17 protein-coding genes are annotated in these 16466 nt (G+C 64.2%); 12 read left to right on the top strand and 5 right to left on the bottom strand.

Features of this window, described 5'->3' with window-relative positions:
• The first annotated feature begins 39 nt into the window (after nucleotides 1–39).
• Nucleotides 40–579, top strand: a complete 540-nt coding sequence (locus HNP00_RS13795; RefSeq protein ID WP_184740030.1) for a DinB family protein — start codon at nucleotides 40–42, stop codon at nucleotides 577–579.
• Nucleotides 580–604: 25 nt separating this feature from the next.
• Here the strand turns inward: HNP00_RS13795 and HNP00_RS13800 are convergent, their stop codons facing one another.
• Both HNP00_RS13800 and HNP00_RS13805 read right to left on the bottom strand, forming a co-directional pair.
• Nucleotides 605–1216: an NADPH-dependent FMN reductase gene (locus HNP00_RS13800; RefSeq protein ID WP_184740031.1), complete on the bottom strand. Its 612-nt coding sequence runs from the start codon at nucleotides 1214–1216 to the stop codon at nucleotides 605–607.
• Nucleotides 1217–1505: 289 nt separating this feature from the next.
• A complete protein-coding gene (locus tag HNP00_RS13805; protein ID WP_184740032.1) occupies nucleotides 1506–1883 on the bottom strand; it encodes a hypothetical protein in 378 nt (125 codons plus the stop codon).
• Nucleotides 1884–1935: 52 nt separating this feature from the next.
• Here HNP00_RS13805 and HNP00_RS13810 point away from each other — a divergent pair, with 52 nt between their 5' ends.
• Nucleotides 1936–2313 (top strand): hypothetical protein, encoded by a 378-nt coding sequence (locus HNP00_RS13810; RefSeq protein ID WP_184740033.1) that lies wholly within the window; start codon nucleotides 1936–1938, stop codon nucleotides 2311–2313.
• A 114-nt stretch (nucleotides 2314–2427) separates the two neighbouring features.
• On the opposite strand, the gene HNP00_RS13815 is transcribed toward HNP00_RS13810, so the two are convergent.
• Nucleotides 2428–3699: an ATP-binding protein gene (locus HNP00_RS13815; protein WP_184740036.1), complete on the bottom strand. Its 1272-nt coding sequence runs from the start codon at nucleotides 3697–3699 to the stop codon at nucleotides 2428–2430.
• Between the two features lie 369 nt (nucleotides 3700–4068).
• Between HNP00_RS13815 and HNP00_RS13820 the strand changes: the two genes are divergently transcribed.
• From HNP00_RS13820 to HNP00_RS13850, 7 genes are all read left to right on the top strand, one after another.
• On the top strand, nucleotides 4069–4359 hold the full coding sequence (locus HNP00_RS13820) for a hypothetical protein (protein WP_184740039.1): 291 nt from the start codon (nucleotides 4069–4071) through the stop codon (nucleotides 4357–4359).
• A 405-nt stretch (nucleotides 4360–4764) separates the two neighbouring features.
• Nucleotides 4765–5169, top strand: a complete 405-nt coding sequence (locus HNP00_RS13825) for a hypothetical protein (protein WP_260404975.1) — start codon at nucleotides 4765–4767, stop codon at nucleotides 5167–5169.
• A gap of 799 nt (nucleotides 5170–5968) precedes the next feature.
• Nucleotides 5969–7177, top strand: coding sequence for a Re/Si-specific NAD(P)(+) transhydrogenase subunit alpha (locus HNP00_RS13830; RefSeq protein ID WP_184740043.1), 1209 nt, complete (start codon nucleotides 5969–5971; stop codon nucleotides 7175–7177).
• Complete coding sequence (locus HNP00_RS13835) at nucleotides 7177–7503, top strand: NAD(P) transhydrogenase subunit alpha (RefSeq protein ID WP_184740045.1); 327 nt, start codon at nucleotides 7177–7179, stop codon at nucleotides 7501–7503. The genes HNP00_RS13830 and HNP00_RS13835 overlap by 1 nt, the downstream gene beginning before the upstream one ends.
• On the top strand, nucleotides 7500–8873 hold the full coding sequence (locus HNP00_RS13840) for an NAD(P)(+) transhydrogenase (Re/Si-specific) subunit beta (RefSeq protein WP_184740047.1): 1374 nt from the start codon (nucleotides 7500–7502) through the stop codon (nucleotides 8871–8873). Before HNP00_RS13835 ends, HNP00_RS13840 begins: the two co-directional genes overlap by 4 nt.
• Before the next feature lie 269 nt (nucleotides 8874–9142).
• Nucleotides 9143–12271 (top strand): fibronectin type III domain-containing protein, encoded by a 3129-nt coding sequence (locus tag HNP00_RS13845; RefSeq protein ID WP_184740049.1) that lies wholly within the window; start codon nucleotides 9143–9145, stop codon nucleotides 12269–12271.
• A 12-nt stretch (nucleotides 12272–12283) separates the two neighbouring features.
• Nucleotides 12284–12436 (top strand): RidA family protein, encoded by a 153-nt coding sequence (locus tag HNP00_RS13850; protein ID WP_221451498.1) that lies wholly within the window; start codon nucleotides 12284–12286, stop codon nucleotides 12434–12436.
• A gap of 95 nt (nucleotides 12437–12531) precedes the next feature.
• Here HNP00_RS13850 and HNP00_RS13855 read toward each other — a convergent pair whose 3' ends face one another.
• Together HNP00_RS13855 and HNP00_RS13860 are read right to left on the bottom strand one after the other, a co-directional pair.
• On the bottom strand, nucleotides 12532–12966 hold the full coding sequence (locus tag HNP00_RS13855; RefSeq protein WP_184740051.1) for an SRPBCC family protein: 435 nt from the start codon (nucleotides 12964–12966) through the stop codon (nucleotides 12532–12534).
• Between the two features lie 53 nt (nucleotides 12967–13019).
• Complete coding sequence (locus HNP00_RS13860; RefSeq protein ID WP_184740053.1) at nucleotides 13020–13673, bottom strand: hypothetical protein; 654 nt, start codon at nucleotides 13671–13673, stop codon at nucleotides 13020–13022.
• A 452-nt stretch (nucleotides 13674–14125) separates the two neighbouring features.
• Here HNP00_RS13860 and HNP00_RS13865 point away from each other — a divergent pair, with 452 nt between their 5' ends.
• The 3 genes from HNP00_RS13865 to HNP00_RS13875 all read left to right on the top strand — a co-directional run bounded on the left by HNP00_RS13865 (nucleotide 14126) and on the right by HNP00_RS13875 (nucleotide 16136).
• Nucleotides 14126–14329: a hypothetical protein gene (locus HNP00_RS13865; RefSeq protein ID WP_184740055.1), complete on the top strand. Its 204-nt coding sequence runs from the start codon at nucleotides 14126–14128 to the stop codon at nucleotides 14327–14329.
• Nucleotides 14330–14442: 113 nt separating this feature from the next.
• The gene (locus HNP00_RS13870) at nucleotides 14443–15735 is read left to right on the top strand and encodes a trypsin-like serine protease (RefSeq protein WP_184740057.1); all 1293 of its coding nucleotides are present in this window, start codon (nucleotides 14443–14445) and stop codon (nucleotides 15733–15735) included.
• Entirely contained in the window at nucleotides 15732–16136 is a 405-nt protein-coding gene (locus HNP00_RS13875; protein ID WP_184740059.1) for a hypothetical protein, read from the top strand. Before HNP00_RS13870 ends, HNP00_RS13875 begins: the two co-directional genes overlap by 4 nt.
• Nucleotides 16137–16466: the final 330 nt, after the last annotated feature.

The raw sequence follows: 16466 nt of genomic DNA on the forward strand, positions 1-16466 counted from the left end.
CGTTGCCACGGCGCGTTGCAGCGCGTAGGCTCACGGCCCATGACTGACGTGGACGAGCAAGGACGACCCGAACCTCCCGTTTCAGCCGACGAGGCCGCTACCCTGCTTGGCTTCCTGGAGTACCAGCGAGCAACATTTGCGTGGAAGTGTGCTGGGCTCGACGCATCCGGCTTGGGGGCGCGCGTGGCTCCGACCTCGATGACCCTGGGCGGGCTGCTGAAGCACCTGGCCTATGTTGAGGAACACTGGTTTTCCCAATGCCTGCACGACCGGGACCGCCAGCCCCCATGGGACAGTGTGGACTGGAAAGCCGATCCGGACTGGGAATGGCACTCAGCCGCCGAGGACTCACCCGAGCAGCTCCGAGCGCTCTGGCGGGACACGGTGTCCCGCTCCCACTTGCTGGTCGCCGAAGCGATGGACGACGGCGGCCTGGGCCGGCTTGCCGTGCGCACCTGGCCCGATGGCCGAGCGCCCAGCCTGCGATGGATTGTCCTGCATATGATCGAGGAGTACGCGAGACACAACGGCCACGCCGATCTCCTCCGCGAGTCGATCGACGGGCTGACCGGGGAGTAGCCCGTAGCCGCGCAGCAGGCCCGCGCTACCGCGTCAGCTTGGCGTGGTCCGGATGGTGGTCGCCGATGTGCCCTGGTGCGTTGGCGGCCAGAACGCGCTCGACGAACGCACAGTATTCCTCCACATAGTGGCGCAGGACGGATGCCGTGCCTTCGTCCCTGACCGATCCGTCCTCGTTGTAGGCCGCCGGGTTGAATTTGATGTAGGCCTCAGGGGCGTTCAGCTGAGGTGCGTCGAGGAAGCTCAGGACGCTACGCATCGACGCCTGCATCACGGCCGTCCCGATGCTGCCAGGTGATGTCCCGATGATCCCCGTTGGCTTGCGCGCGAAGGAGTTGGTTCCCCAGGGCCGGGATCCCCAGTCGATGGCGTTCTTCAGGGCGCCGGGGACGGAGCGGTTGTACTCGGGGGAGATGAAAAGGATCCCGTCCGATGCCGCAATCGCGTCTTTCAGGGCCCGGCCGGCGGGCGGGTAGTCGGCGTCGTAGTCCGGGCTGTACAGTGGCAGGTCCTTGATAGGAATCTCGGTGAATTCGAGCTCTTCCGGCGCGACGCTGATGAGCGCCTTGGACAGGACACGGTTGATGGAGCGGCTTGAAAGGCTGCCGACGAAGTATCCGATCTTGTACGTGGCCATGGCAATGTTCCTTCCCGACGGCGCGGCCGGAACCGGCTCATCGACGGTGCGGTAACTGGAGGCTCCCAGCCCACAGCGAGCTTATTAGAGCAGTCCGAAGATGGGAATGGGCGGGCACGGTGTCTGGATAGGCCAACACCGCAGAGAGTCTGGATATTCATACATCGAGCTGACCGCATCTCCTACGATGTCAGACGGCTGTCCGCCGTCTGACATGCCGCGACCAGAAGTTCCGGGTCCGGCCTGCATAGTCCGTTGGTCAATCGGACCTCCTCCGGTCAGGGATCCCTTAGCGTGCAGGGCTTTGGTTCAGGAGCAGAGCTGGGCCGCCCATGATGCCGCACGAATAAGTCGCGATATCGGTCTTGACCAGAATCGAAGTCACCGTGATTTGCCCCGTGGCGGATTCGGCCGTGTAAATATCGGCGCCGCCGGCGGTTTTCCCGCGCAAGCGCAGGCCGTCCAAAGTACGGGTGCTTGGTGCTGGGTTCGGTCCGCAGTTGAAGTCACGACCGGCGAACTGGACCTTGGACGGCACCTCCTTGGGCCACAGCGTCCAGTCCGAGGTCATCTGGTGGACGGTCCAAAGCCGCACTCCCACAGCGCCTATCCCGAAAAGAAGGGCGGCGCACAGCGCCCAGATTGCTATTCGTTTCCCCCGCTTCATGTCGAAATCATTCTTGGGCACCCATGGGAAGTCAACAGGGAATCTAGGCATCATGGGCCATTCTCTTGGCGGTCAGGTGGCGCTCTTCAGCCTAGCGTTCGATGTCCGCCTCTCCGCTGGCGTGGTGAGCTGCGGTGTGGGCACCGTTGCCTCGTTCGCATCTCACCGCATCAAGCACAATCCGGCATGGTTCGTACCTGGCCTCACGGCGGCCGGCGACCTGCCCGCGGTAGCAAGAGCCCTCGAAGGACAGAGGGTGCTCGTCACAGCCGGATCCGCTGATCCGTGGTTCCCTATTGACGGAGTACGTGCCGTGCTCGCGGGCTTCGGCCTTGGAGTCAGCGACACATATCTATTTGATGGCGGGCACCAGCTCCCAGCGGGGGCTATGGAGCTTGCCTGCTCCCACTTTGTCGACGCAATCTCGTGAGAGCGCCTGCCGAGTGCCTTTCCTATGAGGCCGCTTCATGGAGCCAGCGTACTCTCGGCTTTCTCGCTTCTTGAGAATGCCAACTGGGTGCAGCTGTCCCGGTGAAGGATCCCCTCAGGCGGTGAGCAACGCGAGCGGGATGACCGCCACGCCATCCTGTCGACGATAAGCGTGGGTGCCCGTGTTGATGACGACGAGATCGACGACTTGGTCCGGGAGCGACTCCTTCAGCCAGAGCAGGTGGCGAACGTCGTGGTCGGTGATCGCGGATTTTAGCTTCACTTCAACACCCACAGCTTCTGCGTGTCCTCGGTGGATGATGAAGTCAATTTCGTGCCTCCCATCATGGTCGCGGAAGTGAGACACCTGCGCGTCGTTCGCCTCCGCATAGGTCTGGAGGCTGAGGGCGGCGAGTGCTTCGAAGAAATCGCCGAGGCGAGTTCGGTCCCCGTTGTTGGTCGCGGGTTGGGCGGCGGACATCAGTTTGACCTCGTTGAGGTTGAGCAGGCGCGCGGAGAGTGCCGGATCCGCGAGAAAGTGCTTCGGCGCGAGGGAAGCTCGTGACAGGATCTTCTGGCTGGGCGACCAGGCGTCGACCTGGTCGAGCAGGTAGAGGCTGCTGAGGACGTCACGGTAGGCGATCGACGTCTTCTTCGTTGGTCCTGTTGGTTCACCTGGGTCGAGACTGGCACCGATCTTCGCGAAGGTGGTTGCGGACGCGGTGGCCGAGGCGTAACCCCGCAACCAACCTCGCAGTAGTTCAGGCCGGCGGATGCGGTGTCCCTGTTCGGTGAAGTCGTGAGTGATGACTCGCTCGATGTAGTCATCCAGCCAAACTCCGCGGGCACGATCGCTCATCTGCCGGGGCTGCGGGAATCCCGAGGCGACGATTTCGCGGACGTAGTCGCGCAGTTCAACGTCACTGGAACCGTAGATGTCCGGGGTGTCTGCGCTGAGCAGATCGCCGACGCGGACGGTTGGAGTTGCCAAGTTGCGTTCCGCGATGGAGAGAGGTCGCATCCGGAATCTGATGATACGGCCGGCGCCGGAGTGGAGGCGGGCGCCAACGGGTGCGGCGCTGCCGGCCAGGATGAACCGTTCGCCGGTCGGGTCGCTGTCGACGAGGCGGCGGACACGGTCCCAGACCTCGGGGACATGTTGCCATTCATCGATGAGGACCGGGGTGTCTACTCTGTTCAAGTATTTGGGATCTGCTTGGATCAACTGCCGTATTTCGGGGAGGTCCAAGTCGAGAATTGTCTTCGCTCGCTGCCTCCCAGTGGAGGTCTTCCCGATTGCGCGGGCCCCATCGATGGAGATTGCAGCGAACGAAGGGAAGAGCTCGTCGATTGAGTCATCGATGATCCGTCTCTTGTACCCGTCCATTGTGATGATTCTCCAGCGCTTCTTGACTAGTACACCATTGTGAGCGTTTCCAAGCTACCATTTTGAGCACGATTACTCCACCGTTTTGAGCGTTCGTGGTCAACCACTTTGAGCGCCAGCTCGCGCGCCAAACGTCCCGCAAGAGGTTCGGCTAACGGACCCTTATGCGCCAGACCGTCAGCCGGAAGAGGACGTGGTGGTGCAACGTGTTGGGTCAGAGATTCATGCCTGACGATGACTACGTCCTGCGGATTCTCAGGGTTGACCTCAAGCTCACCCGGCCCCGGGCCCGGGCAGAACCCCGCAGGAGGTGTTCACATGGTAGGTGCCGGTCCGTGCTTGAGCGTCGAAGATGAAGGAGAGCTGCACTTGGCACGAACCCCGTTCGCCACTGCCAACCGCCGCGCGGCCCGCGCCGAGCCGCCCACCAGGAGGAACACCATCACGGCCACTGTGTACAGCGAGTACGCCGGGATCCACGCTTCCTGCTTGCTCCGCGGCATCGAGCCGAAATTCTGGAGCCGCCAGATAAGGACCACCGGCCACGACGAAGACAACGATGACTGCCCGCCGCTATGGCGCTTTCCCTTTGCGATCACGCACACGGGCGCTCTAATGCTGCGCTCAATTCCGGATGGCTCCGCCACGGGAGTCCGCTAAATCGTCGTAGCGGTTTGGAGGCGTCGATGGGAGTGGATGTCGATTCGGCAGTGGCGCCGATTGCACAGATTGAGACGCTCGCAAGCCGGTCCCTCTCCGAACCTCTCCACTGGTTGTATCCATGTGCACGGTGAGGGATCCTTTGCCGGACGGCTATGGGGCGTGTCTGGCAAAGGTTGAGCGTTCTGGCGGGAACTCTGGTCCCGTGTCGCGTTTTCAGTTGCTCTCAACCGAGCCCGTCCGCGGCCGCAGACGGCGACCCAATCGGGACGGGGCGATGCGACGGTGGTCGGGAACGGCCGTGACGTACAATCGCGGTGATGGCGAAGCGCCAGGCCGAGATTCCGGCACCGGTGTGAGGGAGAGGTCAGGATGTTCGGTTCGAAGAAAAAGCTCAACGATATGATGGCGCAGCTCAGGCCAGACCTGAGCCGGGAATCGCTCGGCGTCGGGCCCGACTTCCCGGGCGTCGCCCCGAATCCGCTCCTGAGCAGTGATGCACGCAAGCGCAATGCGGAACTGCGTACGGGGGCGCTTGCGCTCGGCGTTCTGGTCGACTGGCGGGAGGTCAACAGCAATCCACGCGTGGTCCTGATGTTCGACGTGGAGACCGCCGACGGCATCTCGTTCCGCGGTATCGCGGACGAGAACCTCACGATCACCGCGCTCACCCGGCTCGCCCCAGGACAGACGTTGCCCGTGCGCTACCGGCCGGCCGTCATGGACCACTACGTCGCCATTGCCCGGGACGCGGACCCCGCCCATGTACAGCAGCTCTCTGACGAGATCGCGAGCCGCAAGCGGACCTGACCCGAAGCCATTGGCCGGATCCTTAGGGCGTGTCGCGGTTTACGACGTCCGATCACATGACGGCGGAGCCGTTATCAATCTCGATCGGGTTGAGAACGCGAACGTACCGCTCGTAGCCAGGCGGTACGAGCGGTGTGACCCTTTGACCAACCTTTTAGCTCCGCCTGTAAGCCGGTCCCTGACAGCACACTCCTTGTTTCCACAGGCTCCCGGTCCGGGGTCAAAGAAGGCAATGTACGTAAGACCCGCACGGTGAAATGCACTGTGAGAGGGCGCTAACGGCAAACTAGAATCCTGCGAGTCAGACCACGTTGCCGTCTTGGAAAACAACAGCTTTTCGAGACGCGGATGTCGGGTCGCGTCACCGTGAACCTGCTGCGGGAACGCGGTGTGCACGCGTTAACCCAGGGATCCAAGCTGTTGTCATCACGGCAGGGGGCACGAAGTACCAGCGATTAAGCCAGCCTGCGGTAGTAGGCCGTCGCGACGAAATCGCGAAGGCGTAGCAGGATGCCCGGGCCTCAGGCTTTCTTTCCTCGGAAGGAAACGTCATTTCCACGTGGAACCGGCCCACGGTAGCCATTGGAATCGTCACCATCCTCTGCGTGATCAAGGCAACGCTGATCTTGGTGGGGTTCGATCCAAAACGTGGGTAATGGAGTGGTGCGCCGGACCGTCCGCGAGATGACCTCGGCACCTACTCCCGCCCGGGCCTTCCGCGTCCTAGACTCAAGCCAACGACGGCTCGGGGCAATGACGATGTTCAGAGGGGCAATGAGGTTTCGGGAAGGGAATGCGGGTGAAACTTGGCATAGCGCGGGAACGCCTGGATGGTGAGCGGCGGGTTGCTGCGACGCCCGAGACCGTCACGCAGTTGGCAGGATTGGGGCTGGAGGTCTTTGTCGAAAGCGGAGCCGGAACGGCCGCAGGCCACAGCGATGACGACTACCGCCAGGCGGGCGCCCTCATCGTTCCTGGCTTGGATCTCGCAGGACTGGACGTCTACGCGCACGTCCGCCCCCTAGGGCCCGCGACGGCGGCCGCGCTGCGCCGGGGTGCCGTCACCGTGGGCCTGGCCTCGCCGTCGTCGGAACTTCCCACCGTCCGCGCGCTTGCCGAAGCGGGCGTGACCTCCTTCGCGCTCGAGCTGGTGCCGCGCATCTCCCGCGCACAATCCATGGACGCCCTCACCTCGCAGGCCCTCGTGGCCGGGTATCGCTGCGTGCTCGAGGCCGCGATGCGCCTGCCGCGCTTCTTCCCGCTATACATGACGGCCGCCGGAACCATCCCCCCGGCCCGCGTTCTGGTGTTGGGCGCCGGTGTGGCGGGTCTACAAGCCATCGGTACTGCGAAGAGGCTGGGCGCACGCGTTTCCGCCAACGACATCCGGCCGGCGTCGGCGGACGAGGTGGCCTCGATGGGCGGCACGTTCATTAAGCTCGACGTCGAGACGGCTGAAGCGTCCGGCGGCTATGCCCGCGAGCTCAGCGCCGATCGCGGCGCCCTGCAACGCCAACTGCTCGCACCGCACGTTGCCCAGTCCGACGTACTCATTACGACGGCGGCTGTCCCCGGACGGCGGGCCCCGCTCCTGGTGAGTCGCGAGATGGTCCAGCACATGCGCCCGGGCTCGGTGGTCGTCGACCTCGCCGCCGAGTCAGGTGGCAACGTGGAGGGCTCGGTGCCTGGCCTGGACATTGAGATTCCGACGGCGGACGGCCAAGGCACGGTCACCCTGGTGGGGATGAAGGATGTCGCCTCCGCGATGCCTGCGGACGCCTCGCGCCTCTACGCGAAGAACGTCGCCAACCTCCTTGCTCTGATGACTTGTGATGGAGCCGTTGTTCCGGACTTCGGCGATGAGGTGGTGGCGGGTGCGTGCCTGACGCACGACGGCGAGGTGCGGCACGCTCCCACGGCGGAGGCTCTCGAGGCACTATCCGCCGAGACGGCAGAATCAGTGGGCTCCGCAGGTTCCATGGGCTCCGCGAGCGAGGGGGTTTCGTAATGGACGGCATCGCCCTTCTCACCGTCACCGTGTTGGCGGTGTTCGTCGGTTTCGAGGTGGTCTCCAAGGTCTCGAGCACCCTCCACACGCCTTTGATGTCCGGGGCCAACGCCATTCACGGAATCATCCTGGTGGGCGCGATCATCGTTGCCGGGCAGGCCTCGGACCCGTGGGTCCTCACGGTGGCTTTGCTCGCCGTCGTCCTCGCCACCGCCAATCTGGTGGGCGGCTTCGTGGTGACCGACCGCATGCTCGAGATGTTCCGCGGCCGCAAACGCGAAGTGACTGCGGCTAAGAAACCCGAGGCCAAGGAAGGTATGCGATGACCCTCATCGATCCGGTGTGGACCTCGCTCCTCTACCTCGCGGCGGCCGTGTGTTTCATCCTCGCGCTCAAGGGATTGAATTCTCCGCGCACCGCCCGGCGCGGCAATTTGGTGGGCGCTTTCGGCGCGGCGCTCGCCGTCGCCACCGTCTTCATGTCCGTCAAAATGGACAACGTTCCCTGGATCCTGGGGGCGATGGTGGTCGGTTCGGGCGTGGCCGCGCCGGTGGCGCGCCAGGTCAAGATGACGCAGATGCCACAGCTCGTGGCGCTGTTCAACGGAGTGGGTGGCGGTGCCGCGGCGCTCGTGGCACTCCTGGAACTCGCGCACACTGAGGACCCCTGGGTGCGCGTGGCCATTGTCTTCACGCTGCTGGTGGGGGCGGTGTCGTTCGCGGGTTCCGCCATCACCTTTTCCAAACTGCAGGAGCTCATGACCACCCGCCCGGTGGTGTTCGCCGGCCTGCCGACGCTCATGGGAGCGGTGCTGCTCGCGGCGGTGGGTGCCGCCGTCGCCGTCGTTTTCAGCGGTTCCCTCGCGCTCGCGCTGCTGCTCCTGGTGCTGGGACTGGCGGCGGGCGTGCTGCTCGTGTTGCCGGTGGGCGGCGCCGACGTCCCGATTGTCATCTCGCTGCTGAACGCTTTCACCGGCCTGGCCGTGGCGGCCTCGGGCCTGGTGCTTGGCAATGTGCTCTTGGTGGTGGCGGGCACGCTGGTGGGCGCCTCGGGCACCATCCTCACCCGGGCCATGGCCGCGGCCATGGGCCGCAGCGTTGCGGGCATCCTCTTCGGCGCGTTCAAGGGAGGCTCGACGGCGGGATCGACGGCGGTGAGCGATCGGCCCGTCCGCTCATCCAGCGCGGAGGACGTGGCCGTGCTTCTTGGCTACGCGCAGCGGGTCATCATCGTTCCCGGCTATGGGCTCGCGGTAGCCCAAGGCCAGCACACGGCCGCCGAGCTGGCGCTCGCACTTGAGGCGCGAGGCATCGATGTGGATTTCGCGATCCACCCAGTGGCCGGACGCATGCCCGGCCACATGAACGTCCTGCTCGCCGAAGCGAACGTGCCCTATGAGTCCCTCAAGGAAATGGGCGAGATCAACTCGGAATTCCGGACGGCCGACGTCGCGCTGGTGGTCGGTGCGAACGACGTCGTCAATCCCGCAGCGAAGACCAGTGCGGGTTCGCCGATCTACGGTATGCCCATCCTCGAAGTGGCCGACGCGCGCCAAGTCGTCTTCCTGAAGCGGTCCATGCGGCCGGGATTCGCGGGCATTGAGAACGAACTCATGTATGAGCCGCAGACAACCCTGCTTTTTGGCGACGCCAAGGAGTCCCTCACCAAGGTGTTGAGCGCTGTCAAGGCACTGTAAGTTCGTTAACCAGCCCTAGAGTGCCCGCAGTTGGACTCTAGAGTGCTTGCGCGCCATGAGCTGGATCCAACCGGGTGAGCCCACTCAAGACACGGCCCTATTCGTCGCCCTATCATCACCGCAGGTCTAGTGCGGGATGCTCCCATCCTTGACTGGTTTGCTCCGGCTTCGATTGGACGGTGGGTGTGGTGGGTATGTTCTCGACGCGCAAGAGGGCGACGGCGCGGCGTCGCGGGCCTCTTTGGGGAGCCGTTGGGGCGAGCGCTTCGATGGTCCTGGCACTCCTGAGCGGTTTTGCCCTGCCGGCCCATGCCGCCGCAAACACCGTCATCACGCTCACTTTCGATGACGGCAATGCCGACCAGCTGAATGCCGCAGCCACGCTGAAGAACCTCGGACTTCACGGCACCTATTTCGTCCCCTCCGGGTGGATCGACCAGCCGAGCTATTTCACGTCGGCGAACCTGCAGCAACTCTTTGCGGACGGCAATGAGATTGCCGGACACACCGTCACCCACCCGGACTTGGTCACGTTGACCTCGGATGAAGTGACGCGCCAGGTGTGCAACGGCAGGGTCGCCTTGGCAAGCATGGGCTTCAAGGTCACCAGCTTCGCCTACCCCTTCGCTTCCTTGGACCCGGCGGTCCAGACCATCGTGAAGAACTGCGGATTCAACAGTGCGCGTGGGCTGGGTGACCTCTACAGCAAGGATGATCCGGGACTGCCGGCAGCGGAGACCATCCCACCCGCCAACCCGTATGACACTGCCGCGCCGGAGGAAGTGGACAGCACGTGGACGCTGTCCAACCTTGAAGACTCCGTGACCAAGGCCCAAGCCGCGGGCGGTGGCTGGGTTCAATTGACCTTCCACCACATCGCGGTGGGAACCGATCCGACGCTCACCATCAGCCCCAGTTTGTTCAACCAATTCGCCTCATGGCTAGCGCAACAACAGACAGCGGGCAGCATTGCCGTGAAGACGGTTGACCAGGTAATCGGTGGCGCGGTCCAGCCCCTCGTCTCGGGCCCGCCTGTGCCGCCCCCGCCTCCACAGGGAACCAACATGATCCAGAATCCGAGCCTGGAGACGCTTACCAGCGGAATTCCGCTGTGCTGGGCTGCGGGTGGATACGGCACTAATACGCCCACCTTTTCCGTGGTCTCGCCCGGTCACACTGGTAACAACGCCGAGCTTCTGAGGCTGAGCGGGTACGTCAGCGGTGACGCGAAGCTCCTACCTGCGCTAGACCTTGGCGGCTGCTCGCCTACGGGAACTCCCGGCCATGTCTATCAGCTCAGCGCGTGGTACAAATCCAACGTCATCACACAATTCGAGGTCTATTACCGCACAGGAACGGGGTACTGGACCTACTGGACAGCGAGCCCGTTGTTCAACGCCAGTAGCAACTGGACCCAAATTACCTGGACCACGCCGGCTCTTCCGGCAGGTGCCTCGGGCGTCAGCTACGGACTGAACATCCAATCCAATGGATCGATCACCACGGACGATTACTCCATGATCGACGTCACCCCGGCCGCGGCGACGGCGCCTGCGGCTCCGACCGGGGTGAGCGCGACGGCGGGGAACGCTTCCGCGGTGGTGTCGTGGACGGCACCGGCCAACGGCGGTTCCCCGATCACCTCCTATGCGGTGACGCCTTCCGCAGGTGGCACGGCCCTGGCTCCGGTGACGGTTACCGGTAATCCGCCCTCGACGACGGCGACCGTCACCGGATTGAGCAACGGCACGGCGTACACGTTCACGGTGACGGCGACGAACGCCGTCGGGACTTCTGCTCCGTCTGCGGCGTCGGCGCCCGTCACCCCGGCCGCGGCGACGGCGCCTGCCGCTCCGACCGGGGTGAGCGCGACGGCGGGGAACGCTTCCGCGGTGGTGTCCTGGACGGCACCGGCCAACGGCGGTTCCCCGATCACCTCGTACGCGGTGACGCCTTCCGCAGGTGGCACGGCTTTGGCTCCGGTGACGGTTACCGGTAATCCGCCCTCGACGACGGCGACCGTCACCGGACTGAGCAACGGCACCGCCTACACGTTCACGGTGACGGCGAGCAACGCCGTCGGGACGTCCCCGGCGTCTGCGGCGTCGGCGCCCGTCACCCCGGCCGCGCCGGTTCCCGGGGTCACCAACGGCGGCTTCGAATCCGGGCTGAGCTCCTGGACCACCGGCGGGGTCAGGGCACCCGTGGCCTCTGCTGTTGCCCACACCGGCACCGGCTCCGCGCTGCTCGGGCTCGCGTCGGGTGCCGAGCCTTTGGGCGACAGCAGCCTGTCCCAGACCATCACCGTCCCCGCCGCCGGGACGTCCACCCTGTCCTTCTGGTACCAGCCCCACACCGCGGACGAGACCTGCACCGGCACCGCCTGCCGCTACGACTGGATGGAAGCCCAAGTCCGCTCAACGAGCGGCACCACCCTGGCGAGCCTGTTCAAACTCAGCAGCAACTCCGGCACCTGGACCCAGCTCAGCGCCAACCTGACCGCCTACAACGGGCAGAGCATCGTGCTCTGGTTCAACGTCCACCTCGACGGCTCCAGCCCGGCGGATGACACCTGGATGTACCTGGACGACGTCACCCTGACCAACAGCCAGACAACACCGACCGCGCCCGCCGCCCCCACCGGGGTCACCGCGACCGCGGGCAACGGCTCCGCGACCGTGTCCTGGACCGCGCCGGCCAACGGCGGCTCCCCGATCACCACCTACACCGTCACCCCGCACGCCGGCACCACCACCCTGGCCCCGGTCACCGTCACCGGGAACCCGCCCGCCACCAGCACCACCGTCACCGGGCTCAGCAACGGCACCGCCTACACCTTCACCGTGACCGCCACGAACGCCGTCGGCACCTCCCCGGCGTCGGCGGCCTCGGCGCCGGTCACCCCCACCGCGACAACCACCACGACCATCACCAACGGAGGCTTCGAATCCGGGCTGAGCTCCTGGACCACCGGCGGCGTCCGGGCACCCGTAGCCTCCACCACCGCCCACACCGGCACCGGCTCCGCACTCCTGGGCCTGGCCTCGGGAACGGAGCCCCTCGGAGACAGCAGCCTGTCCCAGACCATCACGGTTCCCGCCACCGGGACCTCCACCCTGTCCTTCTGGTACCAGCCCCACAGCGCCGAAGACCCCTGCACCGGCAACGCCTGCCCCTACGACTGGATGGAAGCACAAGTCCGCACCACCAGCGGCACCATCCTGGGCAGCCTGCTCAAACTCTGCAACAACAACGGCACCTGGACCCAGTTCAGCGCCGACCTCTCCGCCTACAAAGGCCAGACCATCACCCTCTGGTTCAACGTCCACCTCGACGGCTCCAGCCCCGCGGACGACACCTGGATGTACCTCGACGACGTCACCCTCACCAACGGGTGAGACCGTCGGGCGATGAGGTCCGGGTTAAGGGCGGGCAGGGACTTCGCGGGGTTCAACGCCATCTACGAAAAGTTCGTCGAAATCCCCTACCCGGCCCGGACTACGGTGGGTTCGTTCCTCGGTGACTTCCTCGTCGAAATCGACGTTGTCGCCGTCGTGCCCTAGCTCCTAACGCTTGACGCGAGGGCGGCGGCCGGGAACCAGGTTCCCGGCCGCCGTTTCCTGGTGAGCGGCTAGCCGTTCCCAGGGGGCTTCGTGGACTAGCGGGCTTCGAGGATCTTCTTGAGGTTCTCGAGGTCCTTCCGCATGGCCCTGCGCATCATCGGCGCCATAACGATGCCGGCCAGAGCGGAGAACCCCGAGGGTTCACCCGTGTTGCGAAGGGTCATGCGGGTCGCGCCATTCTCATCGGACCAGGTGTAGGTGGTCCGCATCGGGAAAGGGCCTTGGCTTGTGCGCATGGTGAGTGACTCGCCGGGGACAAGCTCGGTGAATTCGTAGACATAGTCGAGGTCGCGGCCCAAGAACCGCGCAGTGAAAGCGACCCGTGATCCAACAACCAAAGGCCGCGACGTCTGCCACCGCGCCGATCGGATGTTTACGTACCAGACGGGCGCGTTGTCCGGATCAGAAGCAAAACTCGCCACGATCTCACGGGGCTGCTGGATGAGTATTTCGGTCTGGACGTTCACCATGGTTCCCAACTATCGCAGAACGCCTACCGGGCGGTAACCCGCAGTGAAGGAACTCACGGCAAACTGTCAGAAACTTGGGGACCATTGCCGGCCTCCCCGGGGTGGGTCTCAATCTCGACGTAATAGATCGCCCCCGCGCTGCGGGAACGGAAAGGGTGAGGTGCGTGACGGGTCGGCCGATAGTGGTGTCCGCAGGGGTCGCGCACAGATGCCGCTTCAAGATGATCAAGCCCAGCGAGCAGGCCATCGACGTCCTTGAGTGTCGCCGGGTGCGTTTCCTCTCCACCCATCTCCAACACCCATGGTGAGCCTGCGGCTTGGATGGCAAGTTCAAGGGTCAGGATTTCAAAAATTCCAGCCAGAAGGGCGTCCAAAGTTGTGGGGTAGAAACGGAGCAATCGATGCGCCTGCGGATCCCGGCGCCGGTCGTTCATCCATGCTTGGCGGAGCCAGGTAAATTCCACCCTGCCGAACGAGGAACCCAGCCTCAGCTTTCTGTTTCCCTCCAGCGTCAAGCGAAAATCGTTGCCCGCCCGGTCGAGGATACTGGCTGCTTCGTCAACGTACTCCAAGTCTTCGAGCATGACTGCCTCGGACGGGTAATACGTGAAATCACCGAGGTCATCGACCACGACGTAGTCTTCAGGGTGCGCGCCCGACAACTCGGCGTCATGTTCCGTTCCCGTGTTCAGGTCAATTCGTTTCATGGTGAATTCAGCTCCTGCGGAGGGTCGGGTGGAAGGCCCGACGGCGGGTGCTTCCTCTCTTCATCAGATCACCAAACAGGGCGGCCGCCGCCGGTCTTAATGGTTTCCTTACGCCGGCGGGCAGAGATTTAGCGCGCTCTTAACGGCGGAAGCGGCGCTGGGACGGTACGGGGATCCACTCGCGATCAGTGGTGATGGAACCTCGCCGGACGATGCCTGGAACGCTTGTATAACGGCCCGGAGGGGATCACCAATGCCGAGAACAGCCTCGATCCAAAGACGCGGAATATGCCCATGATCGGATCCCGTTCGTTCACGGACAGGCATGTTGACCTGACCTTCGGCGCTGACGTCGCCGGCACGGCCTGGCTGGGACAGAACAAGTCCTTCTCCGGAACATGCGCGACGGTCTCCGTTGCCGGGCATCACCGACTCACCGGCAGACGGATGTCTTGCCTTCGGGGGAGTGCAATGCATGGGTTTCGGAAATCGTCGCCGCGCAGTGGGCGGCCCACCTTTACCGTGCCGGGACACTGAGCGGCAGTGACCGGCTTTCCACCGTCTACTACAGGCTGTTCCAGGACGAGGCAGGAGAACCAACAGTCAGGCCGGAGGGCTTCGACCACAACCAATTCCGGCACATCAGCGAACCATAACGAGGGTCTGCTGGCTCTTCCGGCACCGCCGCGGCGCAGCCCATTGACAATCTGTTTTGGCTACAGGAGACTTCCTCCACCGATTCGATGAACAATGACGTTGGGGGAACATCATGAGGGTCCGGAAAGCGGTCATTCCCGTAGTTCTTGCGCTGGTGGCTGTAGGTGGGGTCAGCACCGTTCCAGCCAGCGCAAGCCAGGCAGCCGCGACGGTCCCGTATGTGGATTCCAGCGGCATCACGATCCTCCCGACACTTCCTGTGGCTGGCAGTCAGCTCCCCGACGACGTGGCACTCGCGCTGGACGCGGCCGAGGACCAGAGCCAGAGCGATCCGGACAATTTCTCCTTCCCGTGGTTCGACCGTACGACGAACGAGGTAGTGGTGACGGCTGCTACGGCTGCCGGCCGTGCCAAGGCTGCCGGTTTCGACCCGGTCGCGGCGGCCCGCCCGAAGCCCAAACCCACCGGAAAGCACGCGGCTGTCGCACCGTTCCGGCAGCATCGGGCGGCCGCAGCCGCGCATAGCCGCAGGTACCTGCAGAAGATCATGGATGAGACGATCGGTGTCGGACCTTTGGCGACTGTGATTGCCAATTTCCCGGACCCGCAGACTGGGCGGGTGCTTCTGGAGGTTTCGCAGGCGCCGGCGGCTTTTCTGTCGTCGCTGGCAGCGAAGTACGATCCGTCCGCGATCGAAGTCGTCATCGTCGCTAACCCGCCGATCGTCAAGCCTCAAAGCAGGAACTATGACCCATCCCCGTTTTGGGGCGGGGCGAATATCAACGCTCCCGTCGGCGGCTGCACCGTCGGGTGGCCATGGATCGATTCCTCCAGCTACTACATGATCACCGCGGGCCACTGCGGCCCGAACGGAGGCTCTGTATCAACCCCCGCCCAGAGCTTGGGGTGGATCAACGCCAGTGAGTCGAACTGGTTGTCTGGAACCGGTTCGGTCCGCTTTCCCGGAGCGAGCGACTACAGCGGCGATCTTTCCCTGATCAGGCTCAATGGAGGTCTCCAGTCCGGTACCGGCGTGTACGTGGGAGGGCCAGGGGCCGCCAATTACCTCACGGTCAGGGAGATGTGGTCACGCCGGCCCCAGGCAGGCGACCAGTATTGCACCGGTGGCGCCTACTCGGGTGAACTATGTGGATGGGTGACCCAAACGGCACGGGGGAATTTCACATACAGCGACGGGACAGTAGCGCGCAACGTTTCCTGGGGTACGAAGGGCGGAACCTGTACTACCGGCGGCGACTCGGGCGGGCCGGTTTATACCGTGAGGTCCGATGGCGCCGTCGCTGCAAAAGGCATCCACAGTGGTGGTGGCGGTGGCTGTATCGAGATCTACAGCGACATCTGGGACGCCTACTGGGGTTACCCGGGATGGCTGCGCACCGCATGATCCAGATAGCGTCACGCGCGGGGGCAGTCCTGCTGATAGGGCTTCTGGCTGGTGGGTGCGCCGGCCCCCAGCAGCCAAGCCCGACCGGCACCATCCCTCCGAATAGCCCGGCCGACTACATCGCGGTGCTGTTCAACTATCGGACCGAGCAGACCTCGAACTCGATCACAGTCACGACCGGATACGGTGCGTGCGATACGCTCAAATCCGCCGAAGCCACGGAAAAGGCCGACTCCGTCACCATCACGATCACGGTGTCCCGGGAACCGGATTCCTCAAGTACCTGTCAGATAGCCAAAAACCATGACGTCACCCTGACCCTGAAGGCACCGCTCGGTACGAGAAAAGTAATCGACGCCGCCGGTGGTGAGACCATCGCGACGGCCAAACCAACACCCTAACCGGGACCGCACCCAAGTCAACGCCGACCCCGCAGATCCGCCGATAGTCGTCCTGAGCGTCGGCGCTAACGCTGGACCCTCACTTTTTCACAAGCCCATGAGAATCGAGCTTCTGTACATCGGCGAGTGCCCTCACTCGGATGAAGCAGCCCGGCGACTGGCCGCCTGGACCCTCACTTGGCGCGTCCATCTACATGCGGCTGATGGAATCCGCGGCCGACACTGCAGGATCCGCCTTTGGCGGATCGCCGACCATCACCGTTGACGGAACCGATATTTTTCCGACGGAACGGCAGCCGGGGACCTCGCGTGCCGGATCTATCGGACCCC

Source organism: Arthrobacter sp. AZCC_0090, assembly GCF_014207375.1.
Classification (GTDB): domain Bacteria; phylum Actinomycetota; class Actinomycetes; order Actinomycetales; family Micrococcaceae; genus Arthrobacter.

What these genes read in the sequence shown, in the direction of transcription:
- HNP00_RS13815 (WP_184740036.1), bottom strand. Translation starts at nt 3,699, where the DNA reads ATGGACGGGTACAAGAGACGGATCATCGATGACTCAATCGACGAGCTC.
- HNP00_RS13800 (WP_184740031.1), bottom strand. Translation starts at nt 1,216, where the DNA reads ATGGCCACGTACAAGATCGGATACTTCGTCGGCAGCCTTTCAAGCCGC.
- HNP00_RS13795 (WP_184740030.1), top strand. Translation starts at nt 40, where the DNA reads ATGACTGACGTGGACGAGCAAGGACGACCCGAACCTCCCGTTTCAGCC.
- HNP00_RS13860 (WP_184740053.1), bottom strand. Translation starts at nt 13,673, where the DNA reads ATGAAACGAATTGACCTGAACACGGGAACGGAACATGACGCCGAGTTG.
- HNP00_RS13840 (WP_184740047.1), top strand. Translation starts at nt 7,500, where the DNA reads ATGACCCTCATCGATCCGGTGTGGACCTCGCTCCTCTACCTCGCGGCG.
- HNP00_RS13855 (WP_184740051.1), bottom strand. Translation starts at nt 12,966, where the DNA reads ATGGTGAACGTCCAGACCGAAATACTCATCCAGCAGCCCCGTGAGATC.
- HNP00_RS13810 (WP_184740033.1), top strand. Translation starts at nt 1,936, where the DNA reads ATGGGCCATTCTCTTGGCGGTCAGGTGGCGCTCTTCAGCCTAGCGTTC.
- HNP00_RS13845 (WP_184740049.1), top strand. Translation starts at nt 9,143, where the DNA reads ATGGTCCTGGCACTCCTGAGCGGTTTTGCCCTGCCGGCCCATGCCGCC.
- HNP00_RS13870 (WP_184740057.1), top strand. Translation starts at nt 14,443, where the DNA reads ATGAGGGTCCGGAAAGCGGTCATTCCCGTAGTTCTTGCGCTGGTGGCT.
- HNP00_RS13825 (WP_260404975.1), top strand. Translation starts at nt 4,765, where the DNA reads ATGGCGCAGCTCAGGCCAGACCTGAGCCGGGAATCGCTCGGCGTCGGG.
- HNP00_RS13850 (WP_221451498.1), top strand. Translation starts at nt 12,284, where the DNA reads ATGAGGTCCGGGTTAAGGGCGGGCAGGGACTTCGCGGGGTTCAACGCC.
- HNP00_RS13835 (WP_184740045.1), top strand. Translation starts at nt 7,177, where the DNA reads ATGGACGGCATCGCCCTTCTCACCGTCACCGTGTTGGCGGTGTTCGTC.
- HNP00_RS13805 (WP_184740032.1), bottom strand. Translation starts at nt 1,883, where the DNA reads ATGAAGCGGGGGAAACGAATAGCAATCTGGGCGCTGTGCGCCGCCCTT.
- HNP00_RS13875 (WP_184740059.1), top strand. Translation starts at nt 15,732, where the DNA reads ATGATCCAGATAGCGTCACGCGCGGGGGCAGTCCTGCTGATAGGGCTT.